This window comes from Pedomonas sp. V897, assembly GCF_051304405.1.
In the GTDB taxonomy this organism is placed as follows: domain Bacteria; phylum Pseudomonadota; class Alphaproteobacteria; order Sphingomonadales; family Sphingomonadaceae; genus Pedomonas.
In genome coordinates this window covers 106,175-121,049 of the sequence record NZ_JBPPGG010000002.1, presented here as the reverse complement: position 1 = coordinate 121,049, position 14,875 = coordinate 106,175, and the positions used below count along the sequence as shown (strand labels likewise).

11 protein-coding genes are annotated in these 14,875 nt (G+C 69.5%); 2 read left to right on the top strand and 9 right to left on the bottom strand.

The window, feature by feature from the left end; all coding sequences use genetic code 11:
- Positions 1 to 11 precede the first annotated feature (11 nt).
- Positions 12 to 539 carry a molybdenum cofactor biosynthesis protein B gene (gene moaB, locus ACSJJU_RS06620; protein ID WP_435914521.1) on the top strand — a complete coding sequence of 176 codons (528 nt, stop codon included), beginning with the start codon at positions 12 to 14 and terminating at the stop codon, positions 537 to 539.
- A gap of 105 nt (positions 540 to 644) precedes the next feature.
- Positions 645 to 2,831 (top strand): prolyl oligopeptidase family serine peptidase, encoded by a 2,187-nt coding sequence (locus ACSJJU_RS06615; RefSeq protein ID WP_435914520.1) that lies wholly within the window; start codon positions 645 to 647, stop codon positions 2,829 to 2,831.
- A gap of 311 nt (positions 2,832 to 3,142) precedes the next feature.
- Here the strand turns inward: ACSJJU_RS06615 and ACSJJU_RS06610 are convergent, their stop codons facing one another.
- The 9 genes from ACSJJU_RS06610 to plsY all read right to left on the bottom strand — a co-directional run bounded on the left by ACSJJU_RS06610 (position 3,143) and on the right by plsY (position 14,664).
- Positions 3,143 to 3,931 carry a TSUP family transporter gene (locus tag ACSJJU_RS06610; protein WP_435914518.1) on the bottom strand — a complete coding sequence of 263 codons (789 nt, stop codon included), beginning with the start codon at positions 3,929 to 3,931 and terminating at the stop codon, positions 3,143 to 3,145.
- Between the two features lie 154 nt (positions 3,932 to 4,085).
- Entirely contained in the window at positions 4,086 to 4,253 is a 168-nt protein-coding gene (gene rpmG, locus ACSJJU_RS06605) for a 50S ribosomal protein L33 (RefSeq protein ID WP_435914517.1), read from the bottom strand.
- A gap of 212 nt (positions 4,254 to 4,465) precedes the next feature.
- Positions 4,466 to 6,127 (bottom strand): hypothetical protein, encoded by a 1,662-nt coding sequence (locus ACSJJU_RS06600; protein WP_435914516.1) that lies wholly within the window; start codon positions 6,125 to 6,127, stop codon positions 4,466 to 4,468.
- A complete protein-coding gene (locus ACSJJU_RS06595) occupies positions 6,108 to 6,518 on the bottom strand; it encodes a GtrA family protein (protein ID WP_435914515.1) in 411 nt (136 codons plus the stop codon). The genes ACSJJU_RS06600 and ACSJJU_RS06595 overlap by 20 nt, the downstream gene beginning before the upstream one ends.
- Positions 6,515 to 7,444 carry a glycosyltransferase family 2 protein gene (locus tag ACSJJU_RS06590; RefSeq protein WP_435914513.1) on the bottom strand — a complete coding sequence of 310 codons (930 nt, stop codon included), beginning with the start codon at positions 7,442 to 7,444 and terminating at the stop codon, positions 6,515 to 6,517. The genes ACSJJU_RS06595 and ACSJJU_RS06590 overlap by 4 nt, the downstream gene beginning before the upstream one ends.
- A 76-nt stretch (positions 7,445 to 7,520) precedes the next feature.
- Complete coding sequence (gene rnr / locus ACSJJU_RS06585) at positions 7,521 to 9,785, bottom strand: ribonuclease R (RefSeq protein WP_435914512.1); 2,265 nt, start codon at positions 9,783 to 9,785, stop codon at positions 7,521 to 7,523.
- On the bottom strand, positions 9,782 to 12,448 hold the full coding sequence (gene topA / locus ACSJJU_RS06580; RefSeq protein ID WP_435914511.1) for a type I DNA topoisomerase: 2,667 nt from the start codon (positions 12,446 to 12,448) through the stop codon (positions 9,782 to 9,784). Before topA ends, rnr begins: the two co-directional genes overlap by 4 nt.
- Positions 12,449 to 12,494: 46 nt before the next feature.
- A complete protein-coding gene (locus tag ACSJJU_RS06575; protein WP_435914510.1) occupies positions 12,495 to 13,742 on the bottom strand; it encodes a DNA-processing protein DprA in 1,248 nt (415 codons plus the stop codon).
- A gap of 313 nt (positions 13,743 to 14,055) precedes the next feature.
- Complete coding sequence (plsY, locus tag ACSJJU_RS06570) at positions 14,056 to 14,664, bottom strand: glycerol-3-phosphate 1-O-acyltransferase PlsY (protein WP_435914509.1); 609 nt, start codon at positions 14,662 to 14,664, stop codon at positions 14,056 to 14,058.
- Between the last annotated feature and the right edge of the window lie 211 nt (positions 14,665 to 14,875).

Below are 14,875 nucleotides of genomic sequence, written 5' to 3'. Positions count from 1 at the left end.
GGGAGATTGCCATGCCGATCGATGAATCCCTGCCCTTCCGGCCCGTCAACATCGCCGTTCTCACCGTCTCCGACACCCGCACCCTGGCGGACGACCGCTCGGGCCAGACGCTGGCCGAGCGCATCGAGGCGGCGGGACACAGGCTCGCCGACCGCAAGATCGTGCGCGACGACGCGGACGCCATCGCCGCCCAGCTGGAGGCGTGGATCAACGACCCGGAGGTGGACGTGGTCATCTCCACCGGCGGCACGGGCGTGACGGGGCGGGACGTGACCCCCGAGGCCTTCGCCCGCGTGTGGGAGAAGGAGATCCCCGGCTTTGGCGAGCTGTTCCGCTGGATCAGCTTCCAGAGCATCGGCACCTCCACCATCCAGTCGCGCGCGACGGCCGGGGTGGCGCGGGGCACCTATCTGTTTGCCCTGCCCGGCTCCACCGGCGCGGTGAAGGACGGCTGGGACCGCATCCTCAAGGATCAGTTGGACAGCCGCCACAAACCCTGCAACTTTGTGGAACTCCTGCCACGCCTGGCAGAACGCTGACACCGCAAGAACAACAAGTTCAGCACCCTTTGATGAAGCCCACGACGGCGCCCGGCCGGAGGGGGAGTGAATCCCGGCAGGCGCCCTGATTGCGAAGGACAAGGCATGAAAATGCACCTCAGCACGATTGCGATGATGCTGCTGGCCGCGCCTCTCTCGGCTCAGGCGCAGGCGCCCGCCGCACCGGCGGCTCCTGCCGCGCCCGCCGCCGCGCCGCAGGCGGCGGACGACCCCTACCTCTGGCTGGAGGAAGTCGAAGGCCGGAAGCCGCTGGACTGGGTGAAGGCGCGCAATGACGTGTCGCTCCGGGTGCTGGAGAGCCAGCCCCGGTTCGCCGACTACCGCGCCCGCGCCGAGGCCATCCTCAGCGACAAGCGCCGCATCCCGACGCCCGCCATCCAGGGCGACCACGTGGTCAACTTCTGGCAGGACGACACCCACGTGCGCGGCATCTGGCGCAAGGCGACGCTCGCATCCTACCTCTCCGGCCAGCCGGAGTGGCAGATCCTCCTCGACATGGACCAGCTCGCCAAATCCGAAGGCAGGAACTGGGTGTGGAAGGGCGCGACCTGCCTCAAGCCGGACTACGCACGCTGCCTCGTCGCCATCTCCAACGGCGGCAAGGACGCGGTCGAGATCCGCGAGTTCGACACCGCGACCGGCCGGTTCGTCGAGGACGGCTTCCGCCTGCCCGAGGCCAAGGTGCGCCTCGACTGGCTGGACAAGGACACCCTCATCGTCGGCACGGACTACGGCCCCGGCACCCTCACCAACTCGGGCTACCCGCGCATCCTCAAGCTGTGGAAGCGCGGCACGCCGCTGGCCGAGGCCCGCACCATCTTCGAGGGCACGGTGGAGGACGTGTGGGCCGCGCCGGATGTCTACATCAGCGAGACCGGCACCTACCCGGTCATCATGCGGGGCGTCACCTTCTTCACCGCCGAGCTGCACCACATGCGGCCGGACGGCACGCTGGTGCCCTCGCCGCTGCCGATCGACGCCGACTTCAAGACCGTGTTCGCCGGCAAGGCCATCGCCCTCCTGCGCACGGACTGGGCCTACAACGGCGTCACCTACCGGCAGGGCTCGCTCGTCGCCTACGCCATCGACCCGGTGCTGGCGGGCCAGCCCGCCGTCATCGAACAGGTGTTCGCGCCGGGCGAAGGCCAGGCGATCAGCGAGATCGCCGGGGCGAAGGACACGCTCTACCTGAACATCCTCGACAACGTGCGCGGCCGCCTGCTGGCCCTGAAGCCCGGCAGCAACGGCTCGTGGCAGGCAACCGACCTCAACGCCGGCAAGGACATGGCGCTGGAGCTGGTCAGCGCCGGCTCGAAATCCGACCTGATCCTGTTCAAGCGCGAGGGCTACACCACCCCGTCCGAACTGGTCGCGGCAGGCGACGGCCCGATGCGGGTGGCCTATTCCCTCCCCGCCCGCTTCGACGCCAGCCGCTTCACCGTCGAGCAGCTCTTCGCCACCTCGAAGGACGGCACCCGCGTGCCCTACACCGTGGTGAAGCCCAGGGACGCCAAGGGCCCGCTGCCCACCTGGATGTTCGCCTACGGCGGGTTCGAGGTGCCGCTGGTGCCCTCCTATGTGGCGCCCGAATACCAGTTCTGGCTGGAGGAAGGCGGCGCCTACGTGGTCGCCAACCTGCGCGGCGGCGGCGAATACGGCCCCACCTGGCACCAGGCCGCCCTTCTGGAGAACCGCCAGCGCGCCTACGAGGACCTGTTCGCCGTCTCCGAGGATCTGGTGAAGCGCGGCATCACCACCCCGCGCCAGTTCGGCCTCTATGGCCGCTCCAACGGCGGCCTGCTCACCAGCGTGGCGCTCACCCAGCGCCCCGAGCTGTTCGGCGCCATCATCTCCGGCGTGCCGCTCGCCGACATGAAGCGCTACCACCTGCTGCTGGCGGGCGCCTCGTGGATGGCCGAATACGGCAACCCGGACGATCCGGCGCAGTGGGCGTTCATCAGCAAGTACTCGCCCTACCAGAACCTGAAGCCGGGGCAGAAGTACCCGCAGATCTTCTACTACACCTCCACCAAGGACGACCGGGTGCACCCCGGCCACGCCCGCAAGATGGCGGCGAAGCTGGAAGAACTGGGCTACCCCTACTTCTACTACGAGAACATGGACGGCGGCCACGCGGGCGTCGCCAACCTCAAGGAGACGGCCTACCGCGCCGCCCTCATGCTGGTCTACATGAACAGCCAGCTGCGGACGGACCCGCCCGTTGCCGCTCCGCGGATGACCGGCGGCGCGGCGGTCGGTGCCGCCCGCTGAGGCGCGCGGGCTGAACACAAAACCATTTCAGGATCAAAAGGGGAGGATGCGAGGGTCGCGGACCCTCGCGCTCCCCTTCTTTTTTAGGCCGCGCCCGTCATCCCCGTTTCCGCCAGACTCCCAAGCGGGGCGAGACTGCACCCTGACATGGCCCGTAATCGCCCGTAGAAGCCCATACAGCGCGAAAACGGACGCGCCTGCTACCTTACCGCATGGATAGGCCAAAAACCTCTGTACGGAGGTTTAAACCGCCATAGCGTCGATTTCCCGTTACGGGAGTAAATACTCTTGCGCCTGCAACGTCCCGGCGGTCAGCCGAGCCAGCCCGCCACCAGTTCCCGCAGCGGGTTGGCAGGGTCGGAGAGCAGCTTGGCCACCATGGCGAGGGAGATGATCACCAGCAGCCAGCGCACCAGTTGCGGGCCGAAGCGCATGGCCGAGCGCGCGCCGAGCCGGCCGCCGAAGAACTGGCCGACCGCCATGCACGCCGCCAGCCCCCAGAGGATGTGCCCGCTCGCCCCCAGCACCACGACGGAGGCGATGTTGCTGGTGAGGTTCAGCGCCTTGGTGTGGGCCGTGGCGCGGATCAGCCCCATGCCGACGAGGGTGACGAGGCTGAGCGCGAAGAACGAGCCGGTGCCGGGGCCGAAGAAGCCGTCATAGAAGCCGAGCCCGCCCGCGACCAGCGCATAGGCCGGGGGCGAGAGCCGGGCCTGCGAGTCCTCGTCCGAGGCCTTGGGGCCGAACAGGAAGTAGAAGGCGATGCCCACCATCAGCACCGGCAGCACCACCATCAGCCAGCGGGTGTCCGCGTGCATGACCGCAATGCCGCCCAGCACCGAGCCGATCAGCGTGGTGAACAGGGACAGCCTGATGCTGCGGAAGTCGATCCTGCCGGCGCGCCAGTAGCTCCAGGTGGCGGAGGTGGTGCCGACGCACGCCTGCGCCTTGTTGGTGGCAATGGCGGTGACGGGGTCGAGCCCCGCCGCCATCAGCGCCGGAATGGTGATGAGGCCGCCGCCCCCGGCAATGGCGTCGATGAACCCGGCCACCAGCGCCGCAAGGCACAGCAGGCCCACGATATCCGGAGCGAGTTCCAATGGAGATCCTTCAACCCGGGGTCAGGCCGGGCGCGGGCCCGGTGGAGGCGCTATAGACACGCGCCGCTTCGCCCGCAACCGGTTCCGGCAGCCCCGAAACGCAAAGCGCGGCAGGTTGCCCCGCCGCGCTTGCAATCCACCAGGACAGGCAAGACTACTTGATCTTGGCTTCCTTGAATTCCACGTGCTTCCGCACGACCGGATCGTACTTACGGAAGGTAAGCTTCTCGGTCTGCGTGCGCGGATTCTTCTTGGTCACGTAGAAATAACCGGTGTCGGCGGTGCTCACCAGCTTGATCTTGATCGTCGTCGGCTTCGCCATGGCTTCGTTCCTCAGGACTCAGGGGCACTCGCGCACGCCATGCGCCGCCCTGCAAATCAGGTGGCCGCCTATGCCCCATGCGGAACCTCAAGTCAAGGCTGCCAGTCGTCCTTTGTTCACCGAAACGGCACCCTGGCCCGACAGGGGCGGCCGGAACCTGTCATTCAGGCGCGCCCCCCGAACGCCGGGGCGCCGGAACGCCGGGGCGGCCGTCACTCCCCCTGCGGCCGGGAATCGTCGATGACGAGGCAGGCGACCGAGAGCAGCGTCTGCTGCCTGTCCTCCGCCACCACGCACCGGCGCTGCTCCGGCTCCAGCGCCCACACCCGGCACGCCTCGGCCGAGCACGCCGGCAGGCGGCCTTCCTGCGCCAGGATGGGCCGCCACCAGCTGTGCGCGACGCCCTCGGGCGTCACCTCCACGCGGTCGATGAGCAGGTGGGTGACGCCGTAGCGCGCCGCCAGCACGCGCACGCCCTCCGGCCCGTCGGCGAATACCGCCTGCGCCGTGTCGCCCAGCCGGGCCCGCATCTCCCGCACATAGGCCCGGTTGTAGGGCAGATGGAACTCGCGGGCCGTCAGCACCCGGCGCTGCACGTCGGAGGGGATGTTGTCGAGGTCGGGGCTGAACCCGGCCACCAGCGCGTCCTTCGGCGCGCTCCGCAGCGCCTGCATGAGGGTGGGCGCATCCGGCAGGTTGATGAGGTTGAGCGCCTTGAGCGGCACCGCCAGCGCCAGCAGCGGCACCGCGAGCAGCGCCGCGACCGCCGCCCGGCGCGTCCGCTCGCCCAGGTGCAGCAGCCACGCCGCCAGCCCCGCCCCCGCCAGCAGGGCCAGGGCAAGGCGCAGGCCCATGAGCGGAAAGCGTGCCGGCAGGTAGAGCCGGAACAGCAGCAGGTGCGCCGCCGCCCACAGCAGGAACCCGGCGAGCGCCGCCGCCAGCACCATGTGTTTCAGCGTCCCCGGCAGCCGCCGCCAGGTCACCAGGGCCGCCACCGCCGCGACCACGAGGACCGCATGGCGCAGCGCCGTCTCCGGCATCGCGCCGGAGCGTTTGGAGAACAGCCAGTAGGAAAGCGGGCCCTTGCCGAAGAAGCTGGTGCGCCCCTTGGGGCCGAACTCCACCATGGCCCGGGCCTCGGCCAGGCTCACCATGCCCTTGGCCGTGCCCGTGGCCAGCAGGAACACCGCGCCCGCCGCCATGCCGGCGATGATGAGGGCCGGGCCCGCCCAGCGCTGCCGCAGCTCGGGCCACGCGGGGCGTCCCCGCAGGTCCGGCAGGTGGGCCAGGCCGATCATCGCCCCCGCGAACACCGCCGCCGAGGGATAGGTGAGCGCCAGCACGACGCCCAGTCCCGCCCCGGGAAGGAAGCGCCGCTCCCGCCAGCACACCAGCACCGCCAGGAGCATGGGCCAGGAGAAGGCCCGCGCCGTCGCGCTGGCGATGTCGTCGCTCGCCCAGATGCCCTGCACGAACAGCACCGCGCCCAGCGCCGCCGCCAGCCCGCCGATGCCCGTCGTCAGGAAGAAGCGCCAGGCCAGCCAGGCGGTGAGCAGGGTCAGGGCCACGGGATAGAGCTTGGCCATGACCAGCGGCGAGATGCCCGCCTGCGCGGGCAGCCAGTAGAAGCTCTTGAACAATGGCGTGTTGCTGGAGACGAAGAAGCTGGCGATGAAGTCCCCCCGGAACAGCTCCGGGTCGCGCATCGCCTCCAGCCAGGCCACGTGCTGACGCACGTCGTCCTGCACCGCATCGGCCTGGCCGAACGCCAGGATCAGCCACACGAGGCCGATCACGACGGCGGCGGCCAGCGGCAGCCAGCCCCAGTGCCGTGCGCTCAGGGTGTCGGTGAGATCAGGATGCGGTTTTTCCAAAGACGAGCCGCCGGTAGACAAAGTATTTCACGCAAAACGATGTGCCCAGAACGCCAACGACCGCAAGCAGGTAATGCACGCCGGTCTGGCTGACGAGCAGGTTGAACAGGCTCCACTCCAGCAGCCGGGCGGTGCCGGAGGTGGCGATGAAGCGCAGGAACTGGCCGCCGGCCCGGTGCCCGGCGGCATCGAAGATGATGTGCCGCCCGATGAGGAAGTTCACCAGCACCAGCACGGCCAGGGTGCAGCCGTAGCTGATGCGCGGATCGAACCCGGCCACTTCCGTGAAGAGGAAGGTGAGCACGATGCCGAGGCCGCCCGAGAACATCCCCGTTGCCGCGTATTTGGCGAACGGGCGCAGGTGCGGCGCGAGTGCGGACGGAACCCTCATGGCCGGGTGCGCCGGTCGATCAGATCCGCCAGCAGGCCGAGGACGGTGATATTCAGCGCCAGCAGCAGGCTTGAGGTGGTCTTCTCCGTCAGGTCGCTCAGCCAGAAGGTGTCGTAGACGGCGCTGACGAAGAAGGCGGCCCAGAAGAACAGCATGAACGGCTTCAGCACCTTGAGGGGCGCGAAGAACATGCCGGTGCGGGCAATGGTGGCGACGAATCGCAGGGTGTCACGGATCGGCTTGATCTTCGACTTGCCGATGCGCGGCGTATAGGAAATCGGCTCGTAGATCACCTCCCGCCCTTCCATCAGCATGGCGATGGTGATGGTGGTGGTGAAGCTGAAGCCGTCGGGATAGAGGTGGATGTAGCGCCGCGCGATGTCCGCCCGGAAGGCGCGGAACCCCGAATTGATGTCGGGGATGTGCGTGCCCGTGATCCACTGGGCGTAGCGGCGCAGGAAGATCTTCGGAATGGCGCGGAGCTTGGAATAGACCACGCCGTCGCCAATGCGCGCGCCCACCACCATGTCCGCGTCCGGGAGAGAGAACAGCTCGCCCATGCGCTGGTTGGGATAGGTGCCGTCCGCGTCCGTGATGGCTACCCATTCGCCCCGCGCGGCGCGCAGGCCGGTCTTGAGCGCGGCGCCGTAGCCGATGTTCTTGCGGTGGCGGATCAGATGCACCCGCGGGTCCGTCTCCTTGACCGCCTCGATGACCGCCGCCGAGGCGTCAGACGAGCCGTCGTCAATGACCAGCACCTCGAAACTGCCTGCGGGCAAGGTGGCCTCGCACGCCGCCACCACCGTCTCGATGGTGCTGCGGATCGCGCCCTGTTCGTTGTAGCAGGGGATGAGCACGGAGTAGGTCACGGCACCCACCGCACCGCCCGGAACCTCCGTCGCTGTCAGCAGCTTGTCCTGTTTCACACACGCCTCCTTGGGGCGCCTTCATTGGCACGAGGCCGCATCGTTCTCAATCCTGGCGATCGGCGAAACGTTACTTTTATACCGGCCGACGGTTGCGGCCGCCGCCTGTGCGCCGCCGCCCGCGGTCGGCCGGACGGGGCCGTGGCCGCGCCCTCGCGCCGGTTGGGCCCTCGCCCTCCGGCTTTTCCACCAGCTCGAAGCGCATGCCGCCCGTCACCGGATTGGCCTCCACCAGCCGGATCGTCAGCTTCTGGCCGAGGAAGAAGCTGGCGCCGGTCCAGCCGCCCTCCAGCCGCCGGCTGGCCTCGTCGAAGTGGAAGCGCTCGTCGCCCAGCGTCGAGATGGGAATGAGCCCGTCGCCGCCCAGCCCCTCGATGGTGACGAACAGGCCGAACTTGGCCACGCCCGTCACCCGGCCGGGGAAGGTCTCGCCGATGCGCTCCGAAAGGTAGGCCGCGATGTAGCGGTCCACCGTGTCCCGCTCCGCCTCCATTGCCCGCCGCTCGGTCATGGAGATGTGCTCGGCGGTGGCGGCCAGATGCTTCACCTGCTCGTCGGTGATACCGCCCTCCCCCAGCCCCAGCGCCCGGACCAGCGCGCGGTGGACCATCAGGTCCGCATAGCGGCGGATCGGCGAGGTGAAGTGGGCGTAGGAGGTGAGCGCTAGGCCGAAGTGGCCCACGCTCTCGGTGCCGTAATAGGCCTGGGTCTGGGTGCGCAGGATCTGCTCGGCGATCTGCTCGGCGAACGGCTCCTCCTTGGTGCGCTCCAGAACGCGGTTGAACACCGCCGGGCTCACCACCTGCCCCAGCGCCAGGTTGATCTCCAGGCTTTCCAGATAGTCCTTCAGCGAGACCAGCTTCTCCTGGGTCGGCGGCTCGTGGATGCGGTAGACGCCGACGACGCCCGAGGCGTGGTGCTTCTCCAGCTCCTTGGCGGCGGCGACGTTGGCCGCGATCATGTAGTCCTCGACCACCCGGTGGGCATCGAAGCGCTCGCGCGTCCTGATCTCGACGATCCGCCCCCGGTCATCGAGGATCACCCGCTTCTCTGGCAGGTCAAGGTCGAGCGGCTCGCGCGCGTCCCGCGCCGCCTTCAGCGCCCCCCAGCCGCCCCACAGGTTCCACAGCCCCTTGAGGTGCGGGGCGGTGTGGGCGTCGGCGTTGCCGTCGATGGCGCCCTGCGCCTGCTCGTAGGAGAGGTTGACCGCGCAGCGGATGAGCGCGCGCGTGAAGCGCCAGCTCCGGATCTGGCCGGTGGCGCTCACCTTCATCAGGCACACCAGCGCCGCCTTGTCCGCGTCTGAGGTGAGCGAGCAGGCCCCGCTCGAGAGCGCATGGGGCAGCATGGGCACCACCCGGTCCGGGAAGTAGACCGAGTTGCCCCGCTCCCGCGCGTCCTGGTCGAGCGCGCTGCCGGGGCGGACGAAGTAGCTCACGTCCGCGATGGCAACGCCCAGCGTCCAGCCGTCCTTGTTGCGGGGGTCGTCGTCCGGCTCGGCCCAGATGGCGTCGTCGTGGTCCCGCGCGTCGACAGGGTCGATGACGAGGAACGGGATGTGCCGCAGGTCTTCCCGCTCGCCCAGATCCTGCCGGGAGGAGGCCTCCGCCTGCGCGATCGCCGCGTCCGAGAACTCCGTCGGGATGCCCTTCTGGTGAATGGCGATGAGCGAGAACGACTTGGGCGCGAACGGGTCGCCCAGCCGCTCGATCACCTTGACCGGTTGCAGCCCGAGCGGGCGGCCCCGGCCCATCGGCTCGGCCAGCACCAGCTCGCCATGCTCCGCCCCGTTCAGATGATCGGGCGGCACGAGGAATTCGGCGCGCAGGCGCTTGTCCGCCACCTCCAGCCGCCACTCGCGCCCCGAGCGGCGGACGACGCCGAGCACGTTCTCGATCTTGCGCTCCAGCCGCTTCAGCACATGGCCACGGAAGCGCCCGTCGCCGCGCGTCTCGATGCGCACGACACAGCGGTCGCCAACGCCGAGGCTGGCCCGGCGGCCCCGCTCCACGATCTTGACGGCGGGCGGCTTGCCGGGGTGCTCCCACACCTCGGGCTCGCCGAAGATGTCGCCATCGGCCGTGACCTTGGTGATCTTGATGGCGGCTACCTTGGGCAGCTGGCCGCCCACATGGTAGGTGCGCCCCGCCGCCCGCTCGATCACGCCCTCGATCTCCAGCTCCTTGAGCAGGGCCTTGAGGCCGATCTTCTCCGCGCCCGACAGGCCGAAGGCGCGCGCGATTTCGCGTTTGCCAACCGCAACCGGGCTGTCCTTGATGAAGGCAACAACTTCGTCCCGGGTCGGCAACCCGGCTTCCTGCCGCTTTTTCAACCGCGTCACGCCTCTGTCCCGGGCGGCGTCTTGGCCGCCGTTTTCTTCGCTGGAGCCTTCTTCGCGGCGGTCTTCTTCGCGGAAGCCGCCTTCGGAGTGGCCGGCTTCTTCGCCGCCGCCTTGCGGGCCGGCTTCCTGGCCGGACCCTTGGCGGCCTTGGCCGCCAGCAGCTCCACCGCCTGCTCGAGGGAGAGCGCATCGGGCGACACGCCCTTCGGCAGGGTGGCGTTCACCGCGCCGTCGGTTACATAGGGGCCGTAGCGTCCATCCATGATCTTCACTGCCGCGCCGGACTCCGGGTGTGCTCCCAGTTCCTTAAGCGCGGCGGCGGCCTTGCGTTCCCCGCGCCCGCCCCGATTGGCGGCATCGGCCAGGGTGGCGACGGCCTGGTTCATGCCCATGGTGAGCACCTCCTCGGTGCTCTTGAGGCGGGCATACTTGCCGTCGTGCAGCAGGTAGGGCCCGAACCGGCCGATGGACGCGAGGATCGGCTTGCCCGTCTCCGGGTGGGTGCCGACCGTGCGCGGCAGCGAGAGCAGCGCCAGCGCCTGCGCGAGGGTGAGCGTCTCGACGGGCACGTCCTTCGGGATGGAGGCGCGCGGCGGCTTGGCCTTGTCCTCCCCTTCCTCGCCCAGCTGCACATAGGGGCCGAACCGGCCCGAGCGCAGCGTGACCGGCTGGCCCGTCGCCGGGTCCACGCCCAGCACCCTGGGGCCCTCGTCCGCTTGACCGGCGGTCGCCTCCTCCGAGCCGAACGGCCGGGTGTAGCGGCACTCGGGGTAGTTGGAGCAGCCGACGAAGGCGCCGAACTTGCCCGCCTTCAGCGACAGGCGGCCATCGGCGCAGGCCGGGCAGGCGCGCGGGTCGCGGTCGCCCTCCTTGTTGCCGAACAGGTAGGGCTCCAGGAACTCGTCCAGCGTCCTGATGACGTCGCTGGGCTTCAGCTCCAGGATTTCCCTGGTCTTGGGCTCGAAGTCCGCCCAGAAGGCGCGCAGCACGTCCTTCCAGTCGATCTGGCCGGAGGAGATCTGGTCGAGCTGGCCTTCCAGATCCGCCGTGAAGTCGTACTCCACGTAGCGCTCGAAGAACTTCTCGAGGAACGCGGTCAGCAGCCGGCCCTTGTCCTCGGGCATGAAGCGGTTGCGCTCCATCTTCACGTAGGCGCGGTCGCGCAGCGTCTGGAGGATGCTGGCGTAGGTGGACGGGCGGCCGATGCCCAGCTCCTCCAGCTTCTTCACCAGCGAGGCTTCCGAATAGCGCGGCGGCGGCGTGGTGAAGTGCTGCTCGGTCTTCACGTCATTGAGCAGCGGATGCTCGCCGACGGTGAGCTTGGGCAGGCGGCGGTTGTCGTCGTCCTCCCCGCCGCCGGTCTGCGCCTCGTCCCGGCCCTCCTCGTAGACGGCAAGGAAGCCGGGGAACTGCACCACCTGGCCGGTGGCGCGCAGGCCGGTGCGGCCGTCCTCCGACAGGATCTCGGCGGTGGTGCGCTCCATGCGGGCGCTGGCCATCTGGCAGGCGATGGTGCGCTTCCAGATCAGCTCGTAGAGCTTGGCCTGCTCCGCCGACAGGTACCGCGCCACCTGGTCCGGGCGGCGGCGCAGATCGGTCGGGCGAATCGCCTCGTGGGCCTCCTGCGCGTTCTTGGCCTTGGTCTGGTAGGTGCGCGGCGCCGCAGGCAGGTAGGCGGAACCGAAGTCCTCCGCGATCACGGCGCGCGCGCCGCTGATCGCCTCCTGGCTCAGCGTGACGCCGTCCGTACGCATGTAGGTGATGAGGCCGGTGGTCTCGCCGCCGATGGAGATGCCCTCGTAGAGCTGCTGGGCGACGCGCATGGTCTGGGTGGCGGAGAAGCCCAGCTTGCGGGCCGCTTCCTGTTGCAGCGTCGAGGTGATGAACGGCGGATAGGGATTCCGGCTGACCGGCTTCTGCTCGACCGAGGCGATGCGGAACCGCGCCCCTTCCACCGCGCGGCGGGCCAGCGCCGCCCCTTCGGCGGTGGTGATGCTGAACTTGTCCAGCTTCTCGCCGTCCAGCAGCACCAGCCGGGCGGAGAAGGACTCGCCCGCCTGGGTGGCGAACAGGCCGTCCACCGTCCAGTACTCGCGGGCGACGAATCGCTCGATCTCCATCTCGCGGTCGCAGATCAGGCGCAGCGCCACCGACTGCACGCGCCCGGCCGAGCGCGCACCCGGCAGCTTGCGCCACAGCACCGGCGAGAGGGTGAAGCCCACCAGATAGTCCAGCGCCCGGCGGGCGAGGTAGGCGTCGATCAGCTCCCGGTCCAGATCGCGCGGGTTGGCCATGGCCTGGGTGACGGCCGACTTGGTGATCTCGTTGAAGGTGACGCGCTGCACGCCGCCCTTGGGCAGGGCGCGCTTGGCCTTCAGCACTTCGAGCAGATGCCAGGAAATGGCCTCGCCCTCGCGGTCAGGGTCGGTCGCGAGAATCACGCGGTCCGCGTTCTTCACCTCGTCCGCGATGGCCTTGAGCTGCTTCTGCTTGTCGCCGGAGACCTCCCAGACCATGGAGAAGTCCTCGGCCGGCTTTACCGAGCCGTCCTTTGCCGGCAGGTCTCGCACATGGCCGTAGGAGGCCAGAACCTTGTAGTTCGACCCCAGATACTTGTTGATGGTCTTTGCCTTGGCCGGCGACTCGACGATCACGACATCCACGGCGGCCCGTCCTTTCAGAATTTACGGGGCGCGACGCATACCGCAGTTATATAAGGACTCGCAAGCCGGTCCCGGTAGCGGGGTTGTCCTGACCGGCGCGATCGGGCGGCAGCGCCAGCGAAATCCGGTTCCCCGCATGGCGCATGATCCGCCCCGCCAGCTCCAGCTCCAGCAGCACGATCGACACCACCGCGGGCGGCAACGCCGTCTCCCGGATGAGACTGTCGACGCTTGCCGGCGCCAGGCCAAGCAGGGCGGCGACAGCCCGGCGGGCGTCCCCGTCCGGCTCCAGATTGGCCAGCGGCGGCGCATACGCCACCTCCGGGGCGGATACCCCCCGCCGCACCAGCGGCTCCAGCGCTTCCAGCACATCGGCGGCCGACTGCACCAGAATCGCGCCGTCCCGGATCAAGCCGTTGGGCCCCTCGGCGCGCGGCTCGAGCGGCGAGCCCGGCACCGCCATCAGCAGCCGCCCCTGCTCCCCCGCCAGCCGGGCGGAGATGAGCGAGCCGGACCGGGCCGTCGCCTCCACCACCACCAGCCCCAGGCCGAGCCCGGTGATAATGCGGTTGCGCCGGGGGAAGTGCCGCGCCTGCGGCACGGCGCCCCACGGCTGCTCGGCCACCAGCAGCCCCTCCGCGCCGATCGCCCGCTGCAACCGCTCGTTCTCCGGCGGGTAGATCACGTTGAGCCCCCCGGCGACGGCGGCGATCGTGCCTCCCTCCCCGGTCCTGCCCTCCCCGCTGCCAGCGCCGCGCCCGCGCCCGCCAGCCAGCGCCCCCGTGTGCGCCGCCGTGTCGATGCCGCGCGCCAGCCCGGAGACCACCACGACTCCCGCCGCCGCCAGATCAAACGCCAGCTGCCGGGCGAACATCAGCCCCGCCGCCGAGGCGTTGCGCGCGCCGACAATCGCGACACTCGGGGCAATACTTGAGGGAGTACCCGGTCCGGCGGCCAGCGCCACCCGCCCCTGCACCGTGAGCACCGGTGGCGCATCCTCGATGTGCGCCAGCAGCGCCGGATAGGGCGGGTGGCCGAGAAACAGCATCTCCGCCCCGGCGGCATACACCGCTTCCATCTCCCGCTCCGCCGCCGCCCGGCTGCAAATGCGCAGGCTCCGCCCGCCGCCGCGCCGGGCCAGCTCGGGCAGCGCCTCCAGCGCCCTGACCGCCGAGCCATAGCGGGCCAGCAAGTGCCGGAAGCCGATCGGCCCCACATTCTCGGAGCGAATCAGACGCAGGCGCGCAATCTGCTCCGCCGTGGCGAGCGTGGAGAGCGGCTGCAAGGACGGCATTGGCGGCTGGATCCCCATGACGCGGCGGAGTGTCCCGCCCCCGCCCGCAAACGGTCAAGGCTCGTCAGGGTCGTAGATTGCTCGGTTTATGGTCGAAGGCGGACTGTTAAGGCATTGATCATGCAGGGGGACTTGTCCCCCTGCACCCCCCTTCGATTATCGGGCCGCACCCGGTCATTCCGGCGCGGCCTCTGGAGCAGGGGTGCCGGGAACACGGCCCGGCAGACGAACGGGAGCGCGAGGGGCAAGCCCCTCGCATCCCCCAACGTCCTGCAAGCCACCGGACGGGCCACCGGACGGGGTAGCGAAAACCCTACTCTTCCCCGTCCGCCGGGGCCGACTTCGCGCCGATGCGGGACTCCTCGCCCCGGCGCAGGCGGCGGATGTTGTCCTCGTGCTTGAGGAACACGAGCGCGGCCATGCCGACGCCGAGCGCCGCCACGTCCAGGCGATCGACGAACCAGGCGACGACGGGGGTGACGACCACGGCGACCAGCGCCGCCAGCGACGAATAGCGGGTGATGAAGGCGGTGCCGAGCCAGGCGACGCCGAAGCCGACGGCGGGCCAGATGGACAGGGCGATCATGGTGCCGATGTAGGTGGCGACGCCCTTGCCGCCCTTGAACTTCAGCCAGACCGGATAGAGGTGGCCAATGAACGCGCCCGCGCCCGCCAGGATGGCGGCGTCGGCGGAGGCGGTTCCGGCCAGCAGCACCGCGGCCGCGCCCTTGCCGCCGTCCAGCAGCAGGGTGGCAGCGGCGAGGAGCTTGTTGCCGGTCCGCAGCACGTTTGTCGCGCCGATGTTGCCGGAGCCGATCGCGCGGATGTCGCCCAGGCCCGCCGCCTTGGTGAGCAGAAGTCCGAACGGAATCGAGCCCAGAACATAGCCGATGACAGCCCACAGCCACGGATTGGCGAACATTCTCCAGTCGCTCCTACGCTGACCACACGAAATCGGGGCGCGACCCTACTCTGGGCGGCCGATCCCGTCAAAAGACTATATGCGTTCAGAACAGTTCCGAAAGGCCGCGCCTCTCCCCATATGCGCCCTATCCCCAGATCGCGGTGCGCCGGCGCGGGCGGTGCGGGGAACACCGCCTTGCCCGCGCCCCCAACCGCTCCTAAAAGGCTGA

What these genes read in the sequence shown, in the direction of transcription:
- moaB (WP_435914521.1), top strand. Translation starts at nt 12, where the DNA reads ATGCCGATCGATGAATCCCTGCCCTTCCGGCCCGTCAACATCGCCGTT.
- ACSJJU_RS06615 (WP_435914520.1), top strand. Translation starts at nt 645, where the DNA reads ATGAAAATGCACCTCAGCACGATTGCGATGATGCTGCTGGCCGCGCCT.
- rpmG (WP_435914517.1), bottom strand. Translation starts at nt 4,253, where the DNA reads ATGGCGAAGCCGACGACGATCAAGATCAAGCTGGTGAGCACCGCCGAC.
- ACSJJU_RS06595 (WP_435914515.1), bottom strand. Translation starts at nt 6,518, where the DNA reads ATGAGGGTTCCGTCCGCACTCGCGCCGCACCTGCGCCCGTTCGCCAAA.
- ACSJJU_RS06575 (WP_435914510.1), bottom strand. Translation starts at nt 13,742, where the DNA reads ATGCCGTCCTTGCAGCCGCTCTCCACGCTCGCCACGGCGGAGCAGATT.
- plsY (WP_435914509.1), bottom strand. Translation starts at nt 14,664, where the DNA reads ATGTTCGCCAATCCGTGGCTGTGGGCTGTCATCGGCTATGTTCTGGGC.